This window comes from Shewanella sp. SP1S2-4, from assembly GCF_031932075.1.
GTDB classification, from domain to species: Bacteria; Pseudomonadota; Gammaproteobacteria; order Enterobacterales; family Shewanellaceae; genus Shewanella; species Shewanella baltica.
Genome location: NZ_JAUOET010000035.1, coordinates 1 through 21,829, shown reverse-complemented (window position 1 = coordinate 21,829; position 21,829 = coordinate 1). Strand labels below are relative to the sequence as shown.

The following is a 21,829-nucleotide window of genomic DNA, read 5'->3' as shown; positions in this document are numbered from 1 at the left end:
AATGAAATTTACAGATGATAAAGAGCAAGCATTTCGTCTACAAAGTTATCTTTATCGAAACTTACAGGTAACTTACCCATGGCGAATGGTTGCAGCGACAAATTTTTTACCACCTCGAACACTGCCTCCACATCACCTTTAGCAACCACAAATCCATGCTCAGCGCTCACAGATTCAGTGCTGCCACCGGTGTCATAAGTAATCACGGGCGTGCCGCAGGCGATAGCCTCCAGGTTAACAGTTGGGTAGTTATCCTCGTAAGTTGGATTAAAAAAAACATCAGCCGCAGAATAAAGTTCGGCCAATTCGATGGGGTTGTCGGTGCGGTGAATCCCGATGATATTACTAGGCAGTGTTTTAATTTTATCTGGCGTTAACCCTACCATTACCAACCGATAGTTAACCGGTAGCATTTTAGCGAGGGAAATAAAATCATCAAACCCTTTACGCGGCGACCACACTGAAGCAGCGCCTATAATCAGGAATTTATCAACCAAATTATGTATAACTCTAAAGTCGCTCTGGCGAGGGTGAAACACAGCTAAATCAATACCATTATTTACCACTTGTACAGGATAGTCTTTTAAATAAGATTGCTTCACCAAATCTGCCAACCAACGCGATGGTGTAACTATGGTTAAATCCTTGACACCAGTAAATGCAACTTTCTTACGCTGATAATTATTTTGGGAATTATCTAACACATTGCTGACAGGGTAAGAATTTTTTTGTGGGCAACTAAAGCATTCCGTTTTCCATTTTTCGCAACCACAAAAATCAAAATATGCGCAGTGACCAGTAAACGCCCAGCAATCGTGTAGCGTCCAGAACACTTTAATTTGAGGGTTCCGTTTTAGATAAACAAACAGTTGCTCAACATTAAGATAGTAACCGTGAATGTTATGCAAATGTACAATATCAGGCTGCAAATCATCAATTTTTTTAATTGCTAGTTTCGTCGCTTTGATGGAGCAAAAACCGTGGTTATCAAATATCCGTGTTTGCAATGCGTGACTGTAAAAATCTAGTTTACTGCTGACTTTTATAGCACTATCGCAAGATCTTGCCTCACCACGGCCATAAATAATGCAACTTTTAATGCCTTTAGCTTGCATCGCCACATGGATATCCGTTGCAATACGGCCTGTGCTTCCAATGCCACAAACTGAGTTTATTTGAATAATTTTCATATTAATTTTAATTTAAGTAATAAAACAATGCCTTATGAACAGCACGTGAGGAAAAAACAACAAAAAAGGAATAACATAGAAAAAACACATGTAATTTACAACAACCTTTGTTTAAAAATCATACAAGGAGCCATAAAAAAGATCTGCTCAAAAAAACTATATGTTGAAAGCAGCTCAAACATAGTTGAGCTGAATAAAATAAAAAGATAAAAAATATAAATACTAAAAAAAATAACTTACAATGTCTACTGTTAACTAACAAAAATAAAAATAAACCATTAGCCAAATAAAACTTTTTATAAAAACCTGCTCATACACTACCATTAGCGAGTAAAAATCAACATCCTGAAGAAAATTGCTTTTTGCCCTCCCTAAAAGAGAGCCTATATTTAAGAGTTAGCTGACCTTGTTCTTGCCTTCCGAAGTATCTTGTTGTATTGCATGCCTTCGAATGATTTATTCGTCAATTCCAATTGAATCGGCAAAGTTGACTCTCTGTAAAATGTTCTCACTAAAATTTATTTTTCATAGATAAGGAAACTTATTGAAAACTCACAGGGCGGTTAAAAATTTCTACGCCACATAAAATTCGAACATTGATTTCTTGGAAAGGACATTAACCACTACATATCAGTGGTTAACTTAAACATTTGACCCTATTACTTTGCTCCTGATTCGATGGCAATAAACCTGATTACACCTATAAACCTCTGCTTAGACATTTCCATTCAATAACCAAAACAGATAACTAGGAGTCCAAAATAAATAAAATTGATATCGCCAGAACACATGAAATGCTTGCTCGTATCTACTCATGTTATTGTTCTCTTTTGACTTCGCTAAAAATCATAGATGCATTTAACATGAGTAGGAATACAGGCAAGACAGCTATTAATAAGAAACCATGCAGTGGAATAGGTAGTTTAAAACTAAAAATAAACTACTTTCCAGCCACTATCCAAATATTAACCGACTAAAAACAAGCTCACAATTGTAGAAATTACAGAAAGTGACATAGAAGTCGATAGTTGGACTTTTCTGAAGCTCTTAGCTAGAATGCACAAAACTAAAGATAACGTATTTATATAAATAAACATGTTAACGAGATTAGGAGTTCTATATCTTCTTAAAAAGATTCTAAAAATTGATAAAATGCAAACAAATAAATTCTAAAAATCTTCTATACATTTTATTAATGCGCCCGCCATAACGTCTGGGCTTCTCTTTTCTCTATAATAGTCAAATGCCTGCACACCCATCGCCTTAAATACTTCAAGCTTAGATGATGCTTCTGAAAACAATTCTACAAAATCATCCGTACTATCTAGCAAATAGCCGTTAAAACCATTTATTATATTTAATATTTCACCACCTGTGTTGGCATCTTTACAGGTTACAAACGGTACACCGTAACTCATGCTAGTCAAAACACTTAAACCTGCTTGTTGTGGTGAAACTGCAAAAATTGCACGTTCAAAATAAGCTTTAAGCTTATCACCGTCATAAATAGGACCTGTCAATTCGATATTATTCTCCAAGCCAATGTCTACCACATAAGACTTCAAGTCTTGAAATAATTCCCCACCACCGACTATAACAAGCTTTGGCAAATCTAATGGATTTATTCTGTAGGCATGAAAGTAGGATTCAATTAAATCCTCAACACCTTTTGCCTTATATAAAGTACCAACGAATAATATTATATCTCTTTTACTTACTAAATTCATAGGGACTATATTATCAATTGTATTGTGTGCTATATACATTTTTTGGGGATTAAATTTCTTTGCTAAAAACTTTTCCACTGGCACAGAAGAGTAAAAAATTAAGGCGTCTGCATGTGAGGCTATATATGTTCTCAACTTTGAAGGGGTATTTTCAGCATTAAATTTTTTAGTATATGAACCTGAAACACCAATACCCCACAATGCTAATTTGTATTTTTTTTTAATAAAACAAAGAAGCATAAACTGCAACAGTCGAAGATCCATTAATCCAATAACAACATCAAAGCTTTTTAAAAAACAGAAAAAACCTTTTATTTTAAATAAAAAGAATGGTCCTATTTCCACAAGCGGAACTTGAACTGTTTTGAAAGAATAGTTACGGTCTGGCAAAGCACCTTTACTATATACAATTGTCAAGTCACAGTGTTTTGCCAGTCTATCTAAAATTGGCAACCTGTAATGCGACAACTCAACATAAAATAGTACAACTTTTTTCATAACTTCTCAACCTACGAAACCCTGAAGATTCAAACTAAATAAAAGTTAAAACATATTTATAAGCTAAAAGAGTTAGCTTGAGAATAATTTTTTATCTACAATCCTAGAAAGTAAAAAAACTAAAGACCATGCAAAAATAACCCCCAAAGTATTTGAGACTCCTGTTACTAAGTCTCCACGCAGAGTAATAAAAAAAAGTGCGCTTAAAATAAAATAAGCTAAAATTTGCAATTTTAACTTGGCCTTGAGCGCAAGGATATTAAACTTTAAAAGAAGGTAAAAATATGAATCAATTTTACTTGAAATAAAACCCAATAAAATTGCAAATAAAACCGCCCCCAAAAAACCAAAATTTATCCAACCTTCCGCATATATGTTAGCGCTCATATTGGTAAAATATGCACCGAGCCTTTGCCCGATTTCGACTCCAGAGCTTACTGGTTTTTGTCCCCAGATACTCCTTGGAACCCAAAACAAAAAAACCATAACAAGCTGTTCTCCGTAAGTTATAATTTCATGTGCTATTACTTGAGCAAAGGTCTGAAAGGAGTCAAAGTGCCCTTCAACAAAAAACTTTAAATCACCTGCTGTAATTAATATAAATCCGTCATCACTGTTATAACGACGAAATGAATTGAGTAATGGAAATATGAAAAGCAATGATAGAATCAAAAAATAGAAATATGATAAACCTTTTTTTAACCGCGGCACAAAAACAAAAATTATTGGTATATACAGAGATGCTGCAACAAATCGCGGTAGAGAAGTAGGGAATGCAACAACAACTGCAACCACAAATAATAACAACAATTTAATTTTAGACTTATAACCATACAATAACACAAAGCTTAAAAACAAAATCATCGGTATAGGCCTAATAAACCTTTGTATGATAAGTTTTTGTGGCCCCCATTCCTCGTTGGTATCTTGGAAATCGCCGCCACGAAAGAACAGTGATACTATATTATTATTCATATCTTCAAAAACGACAATAAAACATATAGCTCCTATAATAATACTGAATATAAAAAAAACATTATTTTTGTATTCAGTATTTTTTTTTAATTCCAATACTTGCTCTGGTATAATGTTAACATGCCCTCTTTTTTTAAAAACCTCATATGAGATTGCGTAAAGTAAATTCAAACCAAAAATAAATATCCCTGCATACATTATGTCTGAATCAGTCAAAGCTGGCATTCCGACATAACTTCTGACATTAAACTCAATCTCAATTATTGGCACCATTCCAAAAAAAAGCAATGAGAACACCCAGTATGACTGATTAAAAAAACCTCTAGAGAACGAAACAAAAACAAATGACTGAAGAATAATTGCGATAAAAACGAAACCGAAATCATATGGTATTAATGTCTGGCAACGTATTATAGACACTAAAATTAATACCCAACAATAGCTGAAAAACAATACTATAGGATTACCTGCTATTTTCATCATCTACCAGCTCTTAAATTTCCATTTGAATACATTACAAAGTTAAACTCGTTTGAGGAATATCACCTCTGACAATAAAATCCTAACTAACTGACATCTTAAAGCACTTCAAGTTTAAATATTATCATGCATCAAAAAGTCCTTTTAATCTTATCACACTGAAAAGATATAACAAAAAGTAAATCAAGCTAATAGTAAAACCTGCTATAGCAATAGAGTACAACCCTAATTTGCTTATTAAAAAATAAACAATTGCAATAAAAAGTATCGCAGTACCGGACGATAATAAAATTATATACTTATTTTTACCTAAGTATGAAAAATAATAATTCATAGCAATACTAAATACAAACAAAGATGAGTTAATAAAAAGTGATGTCATCAATAAAAAATCAAACTCATATTTACCTCCAAAATACGTAATGAAAAAATAGAACGACAGGCTGATAAAGTAAAATATTACAGTAAGCTTGAGTGACGTAACACAAAACTCTGTTGTATTTTTTTTCGCTTCAATCATATCAGTTGCCCGATAAATTCTTACCTCATACTTTTGTGCATTAAAAGAAAAAATGAACGCAACAGAAGAACAAAAAATGGATATAAAGAAGTAGCTAGCTAATACAGATTCACCTAAGTTGGAAGAAACAATAAATCGATCGCCTAATTGAGTTATTTGCGCTACACCACTCTGTAGAAACAATGGTAAACCAAAACTAAAGAGTGAAAATATCTTATTAAAATCTGTTTTAAAAGATGCTCTATTCAAGGGAAGAGGTTTAACAATGAACCATATCACTATCACCAATAGTGCAGAAAAAAACTCAGCATAAAGATAAACTGTTATTGATAACTTTATTGATAAGAAGACCATTACAAGAACAAAACGGGATAATGTAATTCCTACTCTGAGAACGGAAAAAATGAAGAAATCATTTGTTGATCGCGCATTACTTACTAGATTATTAATTTGTACATTCAATAAAACAATAAGCATAATAATTGGACTTAAATCAAAAAGCAAAACCGTTGACAAACCTATTATGATAGCTGCGATTATTGATAGGATGTTAGCATAAAAAAACGCTGTATGATCACAATGAGCATACATCAAAATTGCACGCTGTTGGCCAAAACCACCTAGCGTAGTCACTATAATAATAGAACTGTAAACTAATACGATTTGGCCAAATATTTCTGGTTCGGCAAATAATGCAACAATAGGTAAACATCCCCAGTTGATCATACGACTAATAATTTCAACAAATCCGAAATTATTAGCTCGAAGTTTTCTTATGATTATCTCCATTTATTATTACCACCGAGTCCCAGTACCGTTGTAGTCAACTGCCATTCATTTTCAGGTACATTTTTTAACAACTTATATCTGAAGTAGCTATCTTAGTTATTTCATTAAGCACATATTTCAAGTCAGTTTTGTTTAATGTAATAACCGTACAAAAATAACACTCTGAGAATTCATTATATAATAGCAAAATATTTTCATGTACAAATAAGATTAGTAAGTTCATTTATTAAGAATAAATACTACTTTTATTAACACTTCAAACTAAAACTATCAATAAAATAATCTTATTCGATTATTTCTATTAGTTTTACTAACTCCTGCGCTCCATAAGTAGATAAATGATTTGCATCAAAATACATTGATTTGGAATTTTTTACAGCAAAACAATTGTCTTCGTCACATAACACAGCGCTTGGTTTCAAAAAGTGCACATTACTTAAATAGCTGCCATTATTAAAACGCCTCATTATAAACTGATTACGTGAATTATAGTATTCACGACTTACTCCATTAATATTATCAACTTTTTGAATTTTTAAGAAAGCTTTACTGACGATTTTTTTAATGGGCATACCTAATTCAGGGACTGGGTAGAAAACAAATACTCGCTTTTTATTTTTGGCCAAAATACTTATCATTGAATCAATAGACTCTGCCATATTTAACACACGTTCTGATACAACATAGTCTTCTATTAATGGATATGAATTTATATTATCCCCAAAAAATGCTCCTGAATATCTAAAGATAATAACAACATTTTCAATTCTATCATCATCTAAAATTGTTTGTACTGACTCATTTAACCATTTAGTACAGGTACTAAATGTTTCCTTTTTCTCATATGAAGGTAAACATCCAGAGAAACTGAAATGTTTCACACCTTCATCGATTTTTTCTAATTTTTTAGCCAGTTCATAAGACAGTTCAACCGCATGACTATCCCCAAGTGTTGCCCATCGAACATTCGTACTAAAATATTCGCAAGATTCGCTAGGGAGTTTATATGAGCTTATATGACAAGTTTCTCTATAAGGGCTTGAAATAGATGTATTATTTACTTGATTAAAAGCATCTGGATACCGAGATGGTAATCCATCAGATAGAATAGCAAATGCAGACACTATAAGCACAAGGGCTAATAACACAAGCGGCTTAGTAATTAAAACCCAAAACCGTCCAATTGTTTTAACCGCATTGCACTCAATCAGGTAGTAGCTAGCTATACCACAAAGAATTGATAACGGAACACCGACTATCCACCAACTTTCATACGAATGATAATAACCAAACACGACTATCGGCCAATGCCACAAATAGATAGAGTAAGACCACTTACCAATATTACGAAATAAGAAGTTGTTTGTAAAATAGCTATTATTGACATTGGAGATTAATACTAAATATGTGCCAATGATGGGAAGCAAAGAATAGCTGCCAGGCCAAGCCATTGAGTTATCGATAAAAACGTATGAAAACAGGATAATCATGACGCCAACCGATTGTAAATATCGACTCCAGGTAGTATTAAATACTAGAGGAAAAACACACGCAATCCCTCCGATAGTCATCTGCCACGCTCTAGTTGGAAGCATGTAGTAAGCTGCATTAGGCAAATGATACGAGGCGTAGAGACTTATTATAAAGCTTGAAAGAGTGCCTACAAACAAGGCAAACTTAATTCCTTTGTCTTTAAATATTTTATAAAGAAAACTTAGAACTAAAGGATAAACAATATAGAATTGCCACTCTACTGATAGCGACCACGTATGTAATAGCCATTTATCATGCGAAGCAGCATCAAAATATCCAGCTTCGCGGTAATAAATTAGGTTAGATAGGAATGTAACACTTGCCAAAACGTGATTAGATAATGTAATTAAATCTACCGGTGGCAGAGTTAAAGCACCAAAAATCATCAATGCCAAGCACATAAATGAAAGTGCTGGAGTTATTCTTTTGAATCGGGCTTTGTAAAAATTTAATGTTCTAAAATTTTTATCTTTTAATCCTTTTATAATAATAGCCGTCATTAAATATCCGGAAATTACAAAAAAGACATCTACACCAACAAATCCACCAGACAATGTCATTGGTGAAAAGTGGAACCATAATACACCAATAACCGCGATTGCTCTAAGGGCGTTAATATCAGATCTAAACTTCAAGAATTACTCCAGCAATGAAGACTTACCAAATACCTTTAGTATCAACAATTATGCCTGAACTAACATTTAATGTTTTAAATTCTGCATGATCCACCAGCATAAGATGTATGTCAGCACATTTAAGAGCTGACTCAGTTGATACTAACTCTAAATTACAAAGGAATTCAGGTAGTACACTAATATTGGGTTCGACAGTAATGACAGTTCCGTTGTGGATTTGGGATATTCGTTTAGCAATATGTAAGGCAGGACTTTCTCTTAAGTCATCAATATCAGGTTTGAATGCAAGACCATAACAGGCAATCGTAATGTCTTTCGTAGTCTTCTCAGGGTTGGCTTGTAAAAAGTCTGCAATAGCTATTTTTACCTTTTCTATCACCCAATCAGGTTTGCTATCATTCACGACACGAGCCATGTGGGTTAGACGAGCTTCAGCAGGTGTTTTAGATACGATAAACCAAGGATCAACCGCAATACAGTGACCGCCTACACCAGGCCCAGGCTGTAGGATATTTACACGTGGGTGGCGATTAGCAAGACTAATCAATTCCCACACATTGATATCCAGTTTATCGCAGATCATTGATAACTCATTGGCGAAGGCAATTTGGACATCTCGAGAGCTGTTTTCAGTCAATTTGGCCATTTCAGCAGTGCGGGCGTTAGTGATAATGCAATCACCCTCTACGAATATTTTGTAAAGCTCAACCGAGCGATTAGAGCAGGTTGCAGAAATACCACCAATTACACGATCATTCTGCACTAGTTCACGCACTACATGACCTGGCAATACACGCTCAGGGCAGTGAGCTACATTTATATCCGCAGCATCTGCCACAGTTTGTGGGAAAGATAAATCTGGTCGAGCAGCCGCAAGCCACTCGGCTACTTGCTCTGTAGCACCAACAGGGGAAGTGGATTCTAAAATCACTAAATCGCCTTTTTTGAGCACGGGGGCAATACCACGGCAAGCAGATTCAATATAGGTTAAATCAGGGGCAGGAATTTCGCCTTCGGCGCAAGGTAAAAAAGGTGTTGGTACGGCGATTAAAAAGGCATCGGCAGGCTCCGGTATCATAACAGCTCTGAGATAGCCTTCTGTCACGGCTGCATGCACCAACATATCAAGCTCTGGTTCAACGATATGAATTCTTCCTTGGTTGATGGTATCTACTGCATGTTTATTAACATCCACACCAATTACGTTGACCTTGCGCGAGGCAAACATTGCCGCCGTAGGTAAGCCAATATAACCAAGACCAATTACTGAAATTGTTTTGAAAGACATGTTAATTCCAACATTTATTTAATTAATTTATGTAAAATTCTTTGACAAGCTTGACCATCACCATAGGGATTATGTGCAAAGCTCATTTCGGTATATGCGTCGATATCATTGAGTAATACCGAAAGGCCAGATACGATTTTATCAACATCTGTGCCCACTAATTTAACAGTCCCAGCAGCTATAGCTTCGGGTCGCTCTGTAGTATCACGCATAACTAATACAGGTTTACCTAAAGAAGGTGCTTCTTCTTGAATGCCGCCAGAATCCGTTAAAATAATATGGCTGCGCATCATCAGATAAATAAACGGCAGATACTCTTGAGGCTCAATCAAAATGATATTTTCGATACCGCCTAAAATGCGGTTGACTGGCTCACGGACATTGGGGTTAAGGTGCATTGGATAAAGAATTTGAACATCAGGATTGGCTTTAGCAGTGATAGCTAAAGCTTCACAAATTCGTTCAAAACCACCACCAAAACTTTCACGTCGATGGCCCGTGACTAAAATCAATTTTTTATTTTCATCTAAAAATGGAAACAGTGCAGCTAAAGTATTTTTTAGTTCGCTATTTTGTTCAATCTTGGCTTTTACCATTAGAAGTGCATCAATTACTGTATTACCAGTAACAAAAATATTTACTTCAGTATAATTTTCTTGAAGTAAATTTTGTTTAGATGTTTCGGTAGGTGCGAAGTGGTATTTGGTTAAGGTACCAGTGAGCTTGCGATTTGCTTCTTCAGGCCATGGTGAATATATGTTGCCAGTTCGCAGACCTGCTTCAACATGTCCGACATCAATTTGCTCGTAATATGCAGCTAAGCTTGCTGCAAATGTAGTCGCTGTATCACCATGAACTAACACAACATCGGGTTTAAATTCTTGCAGAACTGGTTTTAGCTCTAGCAAAATACGAGCTGTAATATCATTTAATGTCTGCCCAGCCTTCATCAGATTTAAATCATAATCTGGAGTGATATCAAATAATGACAAAACTTGATCTAACATTTCACGATGCTGGGCCGTTACACAGACTTTTGCTTCGAAACGATCATCTGAAGCTAATGTATGAACCAATGGAGCCATTTTTATTGCTTCTGGACGTGTACCAAAAACCGTAAGAACTTTCTTTTTCGTCATTACTTCAGACCTTATTTAGAACAATTTCTAAAAAAGAAATTGAAATACTACACATTTTATCTCAGCCTTCCAAACCAAGCTAAGACACTTTTCATCCATTTTGAGACAGCTGCTCTTATTTCTAAGTAAGCACCATCACTTGTAAAGCCTAGGTTTTACTGTTCTTCAGCTGTTTTTCTAAAAACTGTCCCAATAGGCTCTTTTCTCATAAAATATCTTACCAATACGAACATCACACCTAACATACCGCCGAGCATAGTGCCTAATACGCAAATCAATGCACGCTTCGGTTTAGCCTTTTCTTCTGGCGCTAATGCAGGATCAAGCGTTTTAAATACGTATTCATCGCGCACTTCGGCAAACATAATCGTTTTAGCTTGTTCTTCCACCAACTTATAAAGAATCGATTTAATATCGGCGACATTGGTTAAGGCGATTTGCTTATTTAAAAACTCACTACTCCGATTGGCTTCTGCTACATCACGCTCTTTCATCGCTTTATTAATGTCTTGAACGAGCCATGTCACCCACTGCTGAGCAACAAAAGGAGAACGATGTTCAACTGCAATAGTGACTAAGCTTGTCTCTTTATCTTTAGTCACCACCAATATTTTTTCGAATACCTTAAAGGCTTCTTGCATGGAAGGCTCAGGTTGGCGTGGTGGCTTGACATCCCTTACCCATGTTTGATTGTTCACATCATAATCATCTTCATCGTAGATAACGCGATTGTTCTCACGGTCCCACTTTTTTGCCGCCATTAAATCGGCAAGAATATTATGCTTTTTAATAAAATCACTGGCAAATTGACGGGATTTTAATACCTCAATCGCCATTTGGGTTTTATCAACGCCCCCTTTACCACGGAGGTTAACTCCTGCAAGGCTAGCTAAGCCGCCAAATTGAGATGCCAAGGCACTTAGTCCACCACCTTGCTCTTCGGATGCTGGTGCAAGCAAAGCTTCAGATTTGTAGATATTAGGTTGTTTAATGGCAAATACCACCGCGCCAATGGTAAATACTGCAGTGATGGCTATGATGAGCCATTTGCCTTGCCAGATAACGGCAAATAGCTCTCGAAGATCAATTTCGTCGTCTGCGGGTCGCTGGATAGTTGAAAACTGTGCATCTTGCCTATACTTGTTTATTTCATTGGACATTTAAAACTTATCTCGTTGTGTGAGTTCTCGAATACGGTTGACGGGTTACCGTTGACGGTTGACAGAACGCTTCGCTTACAGATAACGGTAAAAGCAAAGCTAAGAACGTTGACGGAACGCTTCGCTCACAGATAACGGTAAAAGCAACAAATAATTTGTTTTCCGTAAAGGGCGAAGCCCGTTCCGTTATCCGTAAGTCACGTAGTGACGTTCCGTTATCTTAGTAACATCCGTGAGTCACGTAGTGACGTTCTGTAGCCGCAAAGCGGCGTGCGCTTATTTATTTTCTGAATTTCGATCTTTAATCGATTTGATTAGCCCAGCTAACATTGCAGATAATCTTTCAGTTTTTATTAGTAATTCATCAACATAATTTGGCTCTAAATAACCAATATCTTTACCAATCATTGCTTGGGTAATCAATTCAGCTAGCGAAGCTTTTGCAATATATAAAAAATGTATTTGCTCTTTTGCACCATACCGCTCCATCCCCTCCGCAATATTTGACGGAACTGAAAGTCCTGACCGAGTAATTTGATCTCTGAAGCCCCAATCTCGGAGGTCTTTTGTTGCTATATAAATAGAAGATGATAATTCGTAACTAAGTTGCCAGACTTCTAGCTTTTGAAACTTCATATCCTCTCCTTGGAAAAATTTGAAACCAATCACGGTTGACGGAACCGGAAACGTTGACTGTTGACAGAACGCTTCGCTTACAGATAACGGTATAAGCAACAAGAAATTCGCTTACCGTAAGGGCGCAGCCCATTCCGTTATCCGTGAGTCACGTAGTGACGTTCTGTAGTCGCAACGCGGCGTTCCTAGCTCCTTAGTTCTACAGCCCAGAGATTACCGATACAGCAATTGCAGTATTATAAATAATGCCCGTTATCTGTGACCATAAGGTTAGGTTATCTTTATATTCAGTATCTAGTGGTACAACTATGGTATCGCCTGGTTCCATCGCACTACCGCCATTAAACCAAAAAGATGATTCAGGCATTTGGACTGAGCCATCAGCTTTCAGTACATAAGAGCGTGATTCATCGGCACGTTTACGCGCTCCGCCGGATAAAGCCAGATATTGATCGAAAGTCATACCTTGCTTGTATCTGTGTGTACTTGGGTGTTGCACTTGGCCCATGACAGAAATCGTTTGATTGGTCGGTGGAATGTACAAGGCATCGGCATCCTCAAGCATAAGGTTTGCGCTATCAATCCCTAATTCTATGGCATTAATATCAACAACTAATCGACCCACCGTTTTGACATTCTCAAGCTCATTGAGCATCTGCTGTGAATCGTTATAACCAATAGTTGGGGTATCTTTGGTCAACGCTTTCGCAGCTATCTCTCGGCGTAATTCATCTGCAAGTTTTGATAATTCAAGCTGCTCTTTATCCTTTACCGATTTACGTAAAAATACCGCACTGCGAGGAGCCGCATCGCTCGTCAAACCGCCAGCACGAGCAAGAACATCCTTTAAGCTTTCACCGCGTTGAATGCTATAGGTACCGGGGAACTTGACTTCCCCTTTAATGGTTACCCAACGAGTCTCTTGCCAATCTGGAAGGGTGCGAACCGTTAGAATATCGCGGCTTTGTAGCTTAATATTTGCAGATGGATCATTTTGCATTACGCGGTCTAAGCTCAGCTGCACATGCTCAACTGACACCCCATTTTGCTCTGATACTTGTTGCCGAGTTAATTCCGCTGCAAGGGTATAAGCGCCTTCCTCTAAACCACCGGCAGCGATAAGTAGCTCTTTAACATCAGCATTAATCGTGATGGGATATTGGCCAGGAAAACGTACATTTCCATTAATACTGACCAACTTAGCAGCGTCGCCAAAACGGCTTTGCTCTCTCAGCTTTTGAATTATTGGCTTTAGTAACGCTTCGCGGTCTGCATAATCAAACACTATGATTGAATCACGCGGATTCAATTGAGGATTGTAGTGTGATTTAGGGTCACCTATTGCGCGTCCGAGGGCAATACGCTCAACTTGAATATCGCCGCGCTGATTTATCTCACGTACTAGTAAGGCATAATCTAAATCAGCTGAAATAGTGAGATCCCCCCAAATTGAAGGAAGTAAATCCGCAACTGTCAGACCTTTCGTCCATTGATACTTACCAGGTCGAACGACAGCACCAGCGACAGTAATCGCATTATCGATGCGGCTTGAAGCCGATCTTACATTTAAAAGATCACCATTTTTAACTAAGGTGTTTAAACCCGCATTTTCGGTTAAATCAACACTGATTACGGTTTTAACTGATTCGTTACTGAAACGCTCAACCGTACTTGCTTTAGGATAAGCGCCTGGGTTTAGACCACTCGCCATGCGAATAACATCGGCCATTGTTTCATTATTTTTGAGTTCATAAATAGCAGGACGACGAACCTCCCCCATCACACTCACTGAACCACCAGAAGATGGAATGAACACGACATCACCAGATTGTAAACGAATATCCCCAGAGGCATCCCCGCGAAGCAAAAGATCATATAAGTCTAAGTGGCCTACTGTTTTACCGGCACGCTTAATTTGAATGTTGCGTAAACTACCAATTTGGTTCACGCCACCAGAGATAAATAGGGCTTGAGTAATAGTCGATAAACTTGAAACTGTGTAAGAGCCTGGTTGGAAAGCATCACCTGCAACGAAAATGCGGATTGAGCGTAATTCGCCCATAGTGATATTTGATTCAATGCCGATCATGCTTTGGCTAATCTTTTGCTGTAATAATTCGCGCACCTCAGCAAAACTCAAACCAACCAGCGATATAGGCCCTAAATTAGGAAACTGAATGGCACCATCACGGCCCACTGTTAATGTGTATTGGTTATTTTCTTTACCGAACAACTGAACATTCAGACTATCACCAGGACCAATCATATACTCAGCAGGTACAGGTACATCGCTAACTGGCGCAAATGTACTTGGTGAACCCGCAAAGAGGTCGTAGCCAAAACGTTTGAGTTGATTTTCTTTCTTGTCTTCAATTGCCTCAACCGTAGATTCTGATTTAGTCGCTTGATTTAACTGGTCGCTCTCCGATTGATCAACCACATTATTTTTCGCCGCGCGCGGAGTCACTACTGTAGGATTTTCAACAACTGTCGCTGTAGCACCGGCCCCAGTTATCATTGAAGGGTCAACACCATATTGGCGTGCTAATCTTTCTTGTTCAGACTTAGGTAATGCTTTGAACTGCTCGATCATCTGCGGAGATGGCGTAATGGCATTAGCCTGCGCGCCCATCAAAATCGCGGCACTTATGCCTAGTATGATGATTTTATTGACTTGTCGTAGCACCAGATATCTCCGTTTATAAAAATGGGGGGCAAAACTTATTTTTTAGAATTTAGATGTAGCACAATTCGTTCTACGTTTGAGCAGTAAACAGCTTGAAGTCTTTACATAAACTGAAATACATAATGCCTTTCTGGCACGCTACCGATCCGCGTGGCGGCCAGAGGCCTTCGGCGTTCGCTTAACGAATGAAACTATTCATTCGATAAATATATCCCTATATAACTGCCAGTTCGGTATCCGTACCTCTCGTTCGAGGGCTCAACCTTCGGTTTCTCACCTTTCAGGCACGCTACCGCCCATAGATTGCGGCTTCTATATTGCCCTTCGCGTCGCGAAAATTCATATTTTTCAAGCAATAAAGCTATAACATTCTTTGATATAAAGAATGGCAAGGCTCTAATCCTTTAGTATTCCTAGCGAGTAACATCATCAAACTTGTGAGAAAACACGCCGAGCAATTTCTACTTTGGGTAAGCAAAAACAAATAGCTTAACTAGGCTAATTGTCGTCTTTGCCTCAATATCCACATTTAACACTTAGCTAGCCTCCACGATGGGCGACCAGATTATTAAAACATTATCACAACATTGAGTTTTACAAGTCTACTGTAAACTTTCAGTTTTAGCTGGTTAATTAACAAGCAAACACAAGGCATTTGTTCGAATTTTAAACAACAATTTATTACCAAACCAACCAACTATTTCAGAGAATCTGTAACTCATTGATTTATAGATTTTTCAATGATTTTTATTTATTGTAGGCAAAAAGCAATAATCACTAAAATAGCTAATGTCCTACAAAAACTTCATCTTAAGTCTGACAATGAAGTGTGATCCAACTCACTAAATACTAACCCGCTCAACAGTTTGTTCTGGCACTGTAACTGTCTTTATTTGTCCCATTATGTTGAATAGAACATGACAACGCTTGTTCGGGCATTTTTCTTGGAAAATACCTTCTAAATCAACAAATGGTCCATCAGTAAAACGAATTTTTTCCCCAGTTTTTAGCTCTGGTACTTCGGCTAATACCGTTTGGGAAGGCGTTAATTCTTTCATGCGAATGGCATGGATAATTCTGTCGTCAATGGGCGTCATTTTTTCTTGACAATTAACGATTCGATTCACACCACGAGTAGAGTGGACCTGCCTAACACTTGTTTGGCTTGGGTCGAAATTGATGAATAAATAATTAGGGAATAATGGTACACGACAGACTTGTTTCCGCCCGCGTTGAGATTTCTCTTCAGAGACCATAGGTAAATACGTCTCTAAATTTTGAAGTGCTAAGTTCTGTTGTGCTCTCGCTTCACTACGAGGCTTACAATACAAAAGGTACCATGCCTTCATACGCTAATCTCACTACCCTATTTTAAGTGACGTCCATTCACGGGCGGCAATCATAGCAAAGATGCTTAAGTCGATGGAAGCAGTTTTTCGCCGTTCTCTGACATCTCGCTCGGTATACATACAATGCGCACTTAGATTAGCGAATTCACATCTAAAAGCACGGTAATACTATATTGCTGATAATGTCACCACTTGGTTTACCAAAATTGACTTTGGTTGCTTTTAAGGGGTATATAAGGTGGGATTTTAGCGAAAATACTCATTTCACAGCTAAAAATATTACTTTTATTATAAAAACGTAACAATAACCCATACGTAACTAGCGGTTATTCAACAATTAATGAATGCATTAGTATGAATTGATTGCTGATTAAACCTGCAGGCGATATGGGGACGAGCAACAACCATTTTTCTGTGGTGACATCATCCTGTTTCAGGGGCCCACAGGCAATCACGAGCTTAAGGTGGAAGACTTCATGAGCGTAGCAAAACCACAAGGAACGATGCTTGGGCATCCTAAGGGATTGTTCCTGCTGTTTACAACAGAACTTTGGGAACGTTTTAGTTATTATGCAATGCGCGCCATTTTGGTGCTGTATTTAGTTGATAAAGTACAGAGTGACGGCGGGCATGGTCTAGGTTGGACTCAGGCTGAAGCATTATCACTTTATGGTACCTTCACAGGTTTAGTTTACTTAACGCCACTTATCGGCGGTTGGTTAGCCGATAACATTTTGGGCCAACGTAAAGCCATTTATTTGGGTGGTGCTTTAATGGCTGCCGGCCAATTCTTACTTGCCGCGCCGCATAGCTGGATCCCAGGTTTAGAAACAACGGTGTTCTATATCGGCCTAGGCACTCTTATCTTAGGTAACGGTTTATTTAAGCCAAACATCTCCACTATGGTGGGTGATCTATACGAAGAAGGCGACCACCGTCGTGATGGCGCATTTACAATTTTCTACATGGGCATCAACTTAGGTGCTGCACTTTCAGGCTTTATTGTAGCTTGGGCTTACACTAGCTTCGGACACGCGGCTATCGTTAACGGACAAGAAGTATTTGTTAACAACTGGCAAGCAGGTTTCTTCTGTGCTGGTGTTGGTATGATCTTCTCTCTAATTATCCAATTCTTGTTTGCACAGAAGTATTTAGGCGATATAGGCAGAGTGCCAGCCGCTAAGCTTGAAAAACAAAAAGCGGAAGAAAAAGGCGAAATACGTAAAGAACCACTCACAAAAGTCGAGCGTGACCGTATTAAGGTCATCATGGTAATGGGTTTATTTACTATTATCTTCTGGGCTGGTTTTGAACAAGCGGGCGGTTTAATGAACTTGTTTACAAACGAGTTCACCGATCGTATGGTCGGTACCTTTGAAGTTCCGACAACTTGGTTCCAATCATTAAACGCTATCTTTATCGTATTATTTGCCCCTGTGATTGCTTCTATCTGGATCCGCTTAGGTAAGAATGAGCCTAACTCGCCAGTGAAATTTGCCCTTGGTCTGTTTTTACTCGCGATCGGTTTCCTATTTATGATAGGCGCTGTAATGCAAATGGGCGGTGATGCATCAGTTAAATCGAGCATGTGGTGGTTAGTGGGCGCTTATTTCTTCCATACTATGGGTGAACTGTGTTTATCACCTATCGGTCTGTCTATGGTGACTAAACTGGCTCCACTGCGTATTGCCTCTTTGATGATGGGTGCTTGGTTCCTATTCGTTGCAGCCGCCAACAAGATTGGTGGTGTTGTCGGATCATTCATCGGCCATGGCGGAGAAAAAGAAGAACAACTAGCCAATGCAATGGCGATTTTCTCTGGTATTGCCATCACAGCAGCTCTCTCAGGCATTATCCTGTATTTTATGGCTGATAAGTTAGTGGATTGGATGCATGGCGCTGAGACTAAGCATCATACTGAAGCTGAAGCCTTAGAAGACGAAATAGCCGTTACCGCTGAGCATGAAGCAATAAAACGCTAATAAGCTCTGCGACTGTAAAAACAAAAACGCCTTACTAGCATTAGTAAGGCGTTTTTTTTATGTCGAATTTGGACTGAATACTGATTTCATTTAAGACGAACTAGAGGCTCAACTGTAGGAAGCCACCTTCCGGCATTGCGGCATCGTAAACCAACCCCTTAAATTTATTATCAAGCAAAGCCTGTTTATGTTCAGGCTCACTGGTCGCAATACACAACTGCTCTTGCGGTAAAATACTGCGGAACTGAATGCTCGGCTTACCCCAATCTAATACGCCCAGCTGTAGGCTCTCTGAAAGCGCTAGCGGGCTTAATCCCTCGTCATTACGCAGATAACAACGCAGTCCCTTCCCAGCCTGTGCGATAGCAGCACGGTACTTAGTTAGCTCAATGGAGACATAAATCATATCCGCTTTGATATCGAGTCCCGATTTAACTAGACGCTCGTTCAAATAGCTCATCATATTGAATGGTTCAATAATGCTTTGGCTTTGGCCATTTCGAAAATCTTTAAGCTTCTGATTAACAAAACTTCTCAGCAGAACACAGGCAAAAGCGGCTCGATTATCTTCGGGATATAAATGCGCCATATACATGATCAAGTGATCAGTGCCGACCATTGTTGAATCAATAAAGTAACTGCTAATGTCACTGTTTTTATACAAACTGTAGTCAACTTTGGCGGCAGGGTAACTGATGTTTGAAGCGGGGAATAATTGTTGCTGCACTTGCTTGGCCGCGGCAACACTTTGCTCAAGTAAAGCGAGGTTATCACTTAACTCTTGATGGGATAGGGCTTCAAAATCCGCGGCTTGGGTATCATCAATGTAGGAATTATGCAGGCTTTGCTTAATGGCTTGTTCGATGATGAATAAATCGGATACTGGCTTAACGAGATAATCACTGGCGCCAATCCTTAGGGCTTCAACAACGTCAGCCATGACATTATTACCTGAGATCACAACTGAAGGAACCAGTGGCGCTAACCTTGTCATTTCCTTAAGCATATCGAGCCCACCAAGCTTAGGCATGCTTAAATCTGCAAGAACAACATCAAAGTGCTGCGATTTGAAAAATGATAATCCTTCTTCACCATCACAGGCTTGTGTAACTTGCGCGCCTCTACTATCAAGAAAGCTTGCAACAATCTGCCTAAACACAGGATCATCTTCAACTAAAAGAACCGCAACACCATTTAACGCCATAAAAGTTCCTGAATAGAATTCATCGCATTGCCATTACTCAAGTGAACATACCGATAACGTTATTCGATAAGGCGAACACTTGCATACTAAAGACAAATGCTGTCAAGTACGGCCTATTGGTTACTCTAGCTCCTGCATATACTGTTCGAGTAACTCATCATCATCTTGTTTTTGAGGAACATTCCCATCATAGACTTTATAGTCCATGTGTTGTAAATACGCATCTTTGACAAAGGCATAGGGATCGAGTGCATTATCAACGAGTCGCTCTTGATCGATCGCAGATGCTCTGGAGTGAAGATTTTTAAGTCCCCATTTAACAATGGTTTGCCACATTGTTAGCTCAGACAAGGGAAAGTATAGACCATCAACCCAATCAGACGCGAGTTCTCGCACGACATAAGGACCCGCAAACGGTGCCATGAAATAAGGTCCATTGGGTACGCCATAATAACCAAGCACTTCGTTAAACTCATCTTGCTTACGGCTCATGCCCATCATATCTGCGACGTCAATGACACCTAATAGACCAACAGTTGTGTTAATCGTAAAGCGTCCACCCGCATTCGCCGCCCAGCCCCACTTTCCCTGCAGCACGTTGTTTACTAAGCTGCTCGGTTCTTCTAAATTCTGTACAAAATTATTGATGCCCGTTTTAGCAGGCATAGGAACGTAATCGTTGTAACCATGGGCAACAGGACGATATAAATATCTATCTAAATAGAGATAGTTAAAATCCCACATCGCACGGTTAAAGCCTTCGAACGGGTCGCGGGGATCATCATAGGTGATTTGTACCTTAGCAGGGGTTTCCTGCGGAATGGTATCTGATGCGGGTACTTCAGCCGCTTGCACTTTAGGCAACAGCAATAACCCCAAAGATAATCCCATCCATTTTAACTTCATATCGCTCTCTTAATATAAATGTACAGCTTAGGCAGCAAGTTTTCGCTAAAGTGACAATACAAAAATGACGATATAAAGATAATTCGTCTTAGTGGCATACTATCCAGTATGACAGTTCCGTTGTCACAAGGCGCATAAGCATACTTGGCAAAAAAAATTGGTCAATTGTTAATTTTACAAAACGAATGTATCGCCGAATAAACTATATAAGGTCTATAAATGGAGTCGATTCCACTTGTTAACAGTCGAACCCCGCAGTTACATACTGCGATGGCTCAAGCTGATGCTCTCAATGCTTCTCCGCGCCCTATTCCAGCTCAGGTGCAAACCTCGCCTGAAGGAGATAGTATTATTCTAAACGGTACAGAATATAATTTAAAGCTTGTTAACGCTCAGCAGCGGCAAATATTATTGACAGCGAATACTTTTCTAGTCACGCCTATTACGCAAAACACGCAACCAACAACCGCAGCGACTCAAAATCCCATCAACCAACTGCTTGCTCTAGCCACGCCTATTGCGTTGAAAGTTCCAGAGGCTGTTATCAATTTGGCGCAACAAAATGGCATATCTCAGGCACAGCTTTCGGCTCTTGCGGCTCGAACTCAAGGTTACCCATTACCGAACGTCACAATTATTAACAAAGAGTTTCAATTTGCTAATGGCACTGTTGTAGCACAAGATTCTGGACCTCAGCTGAATCAAGGAGAATTCTTAGCAAAAATAACCTTTCAGCAAGGGCGACCTATTTTATTACTCACCCCAATACAGAGCAAACTCGAAATCGTTATTGGGGCGCCAGTAAATGAAACTCAGGTTCCCACAAATAAATTGTCTTCTGACATTGTGATCGCCAAAGTTGAACCAGTTCAGATCATCGCTTCCTTTTTAAAAAAACTTGAAGCTATCGTTTTTTTACCTGAACCAACAAAACAAACGACTACAGCAAAGGTAGATGCACCGGAGACTAAGGTAAGCGGTAGAACAGCTCAACCACAAACATTAGATACAAGTACCGAAGGCATCAAAAACAAAAGCATAAACGATGCTGGCTTACCGCTTTCGAATACTAATAAAGGACTTGCCACAAACCTTAACAGCTCATTAGGCTCTTCAAGTTCACTCAATTCAC

At 38.6% G+C, this 21,829-nt stretch carries 14 protein-coding genes and 2 pseudogenes; 2 read left to right on the top strand and 14 right to left on the bottom strand.

The window, feature by feature from the left end; translation table 11 throughout:
- Positions 1 to 8: 8 nt before the first annotated feature.
- The 12 genes and pseudogenes from Q4Q52_RS20380 to rfaH all read right to left on the bottom strand — a co-directional run bounded on the left by Q4Q52_RS20380 (position 9) and on the right by rfaH (position 16,605).
- Positions 9 to 1,190 (bottom strand): glycosyltransferase, encoded by a 1,182-nt coding sequence (locus Q4Q52_RS20380; RefSeq protein ID WP_311991503.1) that lies wholly within the window; start codon positions 1,188 to 1,190, stop codon positions 9 to 11.
- Positions 1,191 to 1,527: 337 nt separating this feature from the next.
- Positions 1,528 to 2,006, bottom strand: a pseudogene (locus Q4Q52_RS20375) (IS200/IS605 family transposase).
- Between the two features lie 353 nt (positions 2,007 to 2,359).
- Entirely contained in the window at positions 2,360 to 3,415 is a 1,056-nt protein-coding gene (locus Q4Q52_RS20370) for a glycosyltransferase family 4 protein (RefSeq protein WP_311991502.1), read from the bottom strand.
- A 72-nt stretch (positions 3,416 to 3,487) separates the two neighbouring features.
- Entirely contained in the window at positions 3,488 to 4,873 is a 1,386-nt protein-coding gene (locus Q4Q52_RS20365; RefSeq protein WP_311991501.1) for an O-antigen polymerase, read from the bottom strand.
- A 121-nt stretch (positions 4,874 to 4,994) separates the two neighbouring features.
- On the bottom strand, positions 4,995 to 6,179 hold the full coding sequence (locus Q4Q52_RS20360) for a hypothetical protein (protein WP_311991500.1): 1,185 nt from the start codon (positions 6,177 to 6,179) through the stop codon (positions 4,995 to 4,997).
- A 284-nt stretch (positions 6,180 to 6,463) separates the two neighbouring features.
- A complete protein-coding gene (locus Q4Q52_RS20355; RefSeq protein ID WP_311991499.1) occupies positions 6,464 to 8,347 on the bottom strand; it encodes an acyltransferase family protein in 1,884 nt (627 codons plus the stop codon).
- A 22-nt stretch (positions 8,348 to 8,369) separates the two neighbouring features.
- Positions 8,370 to 9,635, bottom strand: coding sequence for a UDP-N-acetyl-D-mannosamine dehydrogenase (wecC, locus tag Q4Q52_RS20350; protein ID WP_311991498.1), 1,266 nt, complete (start codon positions 9,633 to 9,635; stop codon positions 8,370 to 8,372).
- 14 nt (positions 9,636 to 9,649) lie between these two features.
- A complete protein-coding gene (gene wecB / locus Q4Q52_RS20345; protein ID WP_311991497.1) occupies positions 9,650 to 10,774 on the bottom strand; it encodes a non-hydrolyzing UDP-N-acetylglucosamine 2-epimerase in 1,125 nt (374 codons plus the stop codon).
- Between the two features lie 155 nt (positions 10,775 to 10,929).
- Positions 10,930 to 11,934: a Wzz/FepE/Etk N-terminal domain-containing protein gene (locus Q4Q52_RS20340; RefSeq protein WP_311991496.1), complete on the bottom strand. Its 1,005-nt coding sequence runs from the start codon at positions 11,932 to 11,934 to the stop codon at positions 10,930 to 10,932.
- 276 nt (positions 11,935 to 12,210) lie between these two features.
- Positions 12,211 to 12,570: a four helix bundle protein gene (locus Q4Q52_RS20335; RefSeq protein ID WP_311991495.1), complete on the bottom strand. Its 360-nt coding sequence runs from the start codon at positions 12,568 to 12,570 to the stop codon at positions 12,211 to 12,213.
- A 199-nt stretch (positions 12,571 to 12,769) separates the two neighbouring features.
- Positions 12,770 to 15,256, bottom strand: a complete 2,487-nt coding sequence (locus tag Q4Q52_RS20330; RefSeq protein ID WP_311991494.1) for an SLBB domain-containing protein — start codon at positions 15,254 to 15,256, stop codon at positions 12,770 to 12,772.
- Positions 15,257 to 16,098: 842 nt separating this feature from the next.
- Positions 16,099 to 16,605, bottom strand: a complete 507-nt coding sequence (gene rfaH / locus Q4Q52_RS20325) for a transcription/translation regulatory transformer protein RfaH (protein ID WP_115334226.1) — start codon at positions 16,603 to 16,605, stop codon at positions 16,099 to 16,101.
- Positions 16,606 to 17,081: 476 nt separating this feature from the next.
- Here rfaH and Q4Q52_RS20320 point away from each other — a divergent pair, with 476 nt between their 5' ends.
- Positions 17,082 to 18,587, top strand: a complete 1,506-nt coding sequence (locus Q4Q52_RS20320; RefSeq protein WP_311989318.1) for a peptide MFS transporter — start codon at positions 17,082 to 17,084, stop codon at positions 18,585 to 18,587.
- 100 nt (positions 18,588 to 18,687) lie between these two features.
- Here the strand turns inward: Q4Q52_RS20320 and Q4Q52_RS20315 are convergent, their stop codons facing one another.
- Together Q4Q52_RS20315 and Q4Q52_RS20310 are read right to left on the bottom strand one after the other, a co-directional pair.
- Positions 18,688 to 19,791 carry a response regulator gene (locus Q4Q52_RS20315; protein WP_311991493.1) on the bottom strand — a complete coding sequence of 368 codons (1,104 nt, stop codon included), beginning with the start codon at positions 19,789 to 19,791 and terminating at the stop codon, positions 18,688 to 18,690.
- A 120-nt stretch (positions 19,792 to 19,911) separates the two neighbouring features.
- Entirely contained in the window at positions 19,912 to 20,697 is a 786-nt protein-coding gene (locus tag Q4Q52_RS20310; protein WP_311898028.1) for a VacJ family lipoprotein, read from the bottom strand.
- Positions 20,698 to 20,916: 219 nt separating this feature from the next.
- Here Q4Q52_RS20310 and Q4Q52_RS20305 point away from each other — a divergent pair.
- Positions 20,917 to 21,829, top strand: a pseudogene (locus tag Q4Q52_RS20305) (flagellar hook-length control protein FliK); the annotation flags it as partial.

Coding starts and splice junctions, on each gene's coding strand:
- Q4Q52_RS20360 (WP_311991500.1), bottom strand. CDS start 6,179: ATGGAGATAATCATAAGAAAACTTCGAGCTAATAATTTCGGATTTGTT.
- rfaH (WP_115334226.1), bottom strand. CDS start 16,605: ATGAAGGCATGGTACCTTTTGTATTGTAAGCCTCGTAGTGAAGCGAGA.
- Q4Q52_RS20315 (WP_311991493.1), bottom strand. CDS start 19,791: ATGGCGTTAAATGGTGTTGCGGTTCTTTTAGTTGAAGATGATCCTGTG.
- Q4Q52_RS20380 (WP_311991503.1), bottom strand. CDS start 1,190: ATGAAAATTATTCAAATAAACTCAGTTTGTGGCATTGGAAGCACAGGC.
- wecB (WP_311991497.1), bottom strand. CDS start 10,774: ATGACGAAAAAGAAAGTTCTTACGGTTTTTGGTACACGTCCAGAAGCA.
- Q4Q52_RS20365 (WP_311991501.1), bottom strand. CDS start 4,873: ATGATGAAAATAGCAGGTAATCCTATAGTATTGTTTTTCAGCTATTGT.
- Q4Q52_RS20340 (WP_311991496.1), bottom strand. CDS start 11,934: ATGTCCAATGAAATAAACAAGTATAGGCAAGATGCACAGTTTTCAACT.
- wecC (WP_311991498.1), bottom strand. CDS start 9,635: ATGTCTTTCAAAACAATTTCAGTAATTGGTCTTGGTTATATTGGCTTA.
- Q4Q52_RS20370 (WP_311991502.1), bottom strand. CDS start 3,415: ATGAAAAAAGTTGTACTATTTTATGTTGAGTTGTCGCATTACAGGTTG.
- Q4Q52_RS20310 (WP_311898028.1), bottom strand. CDS start 20,697: ATGAAGTTAAAATGGATGGGATTATCTTTGGGGTTATTGCTGTTGCCT.
- Q4Q52_RS20320 (WP_311989318.1), top strand. CDS start 17,082: ATGAGCGTAGCAAAACCACAAGGAACGATGCTTGGGCATCCTAAGGGA.
- Q4Q52_RS20335 (WP_311991495.1), bottom strand. CDS start 12,570: ATGAAGTTTCAAAAGCTAGAAGTCTGGCAACTTAGTTACGAATTATCA.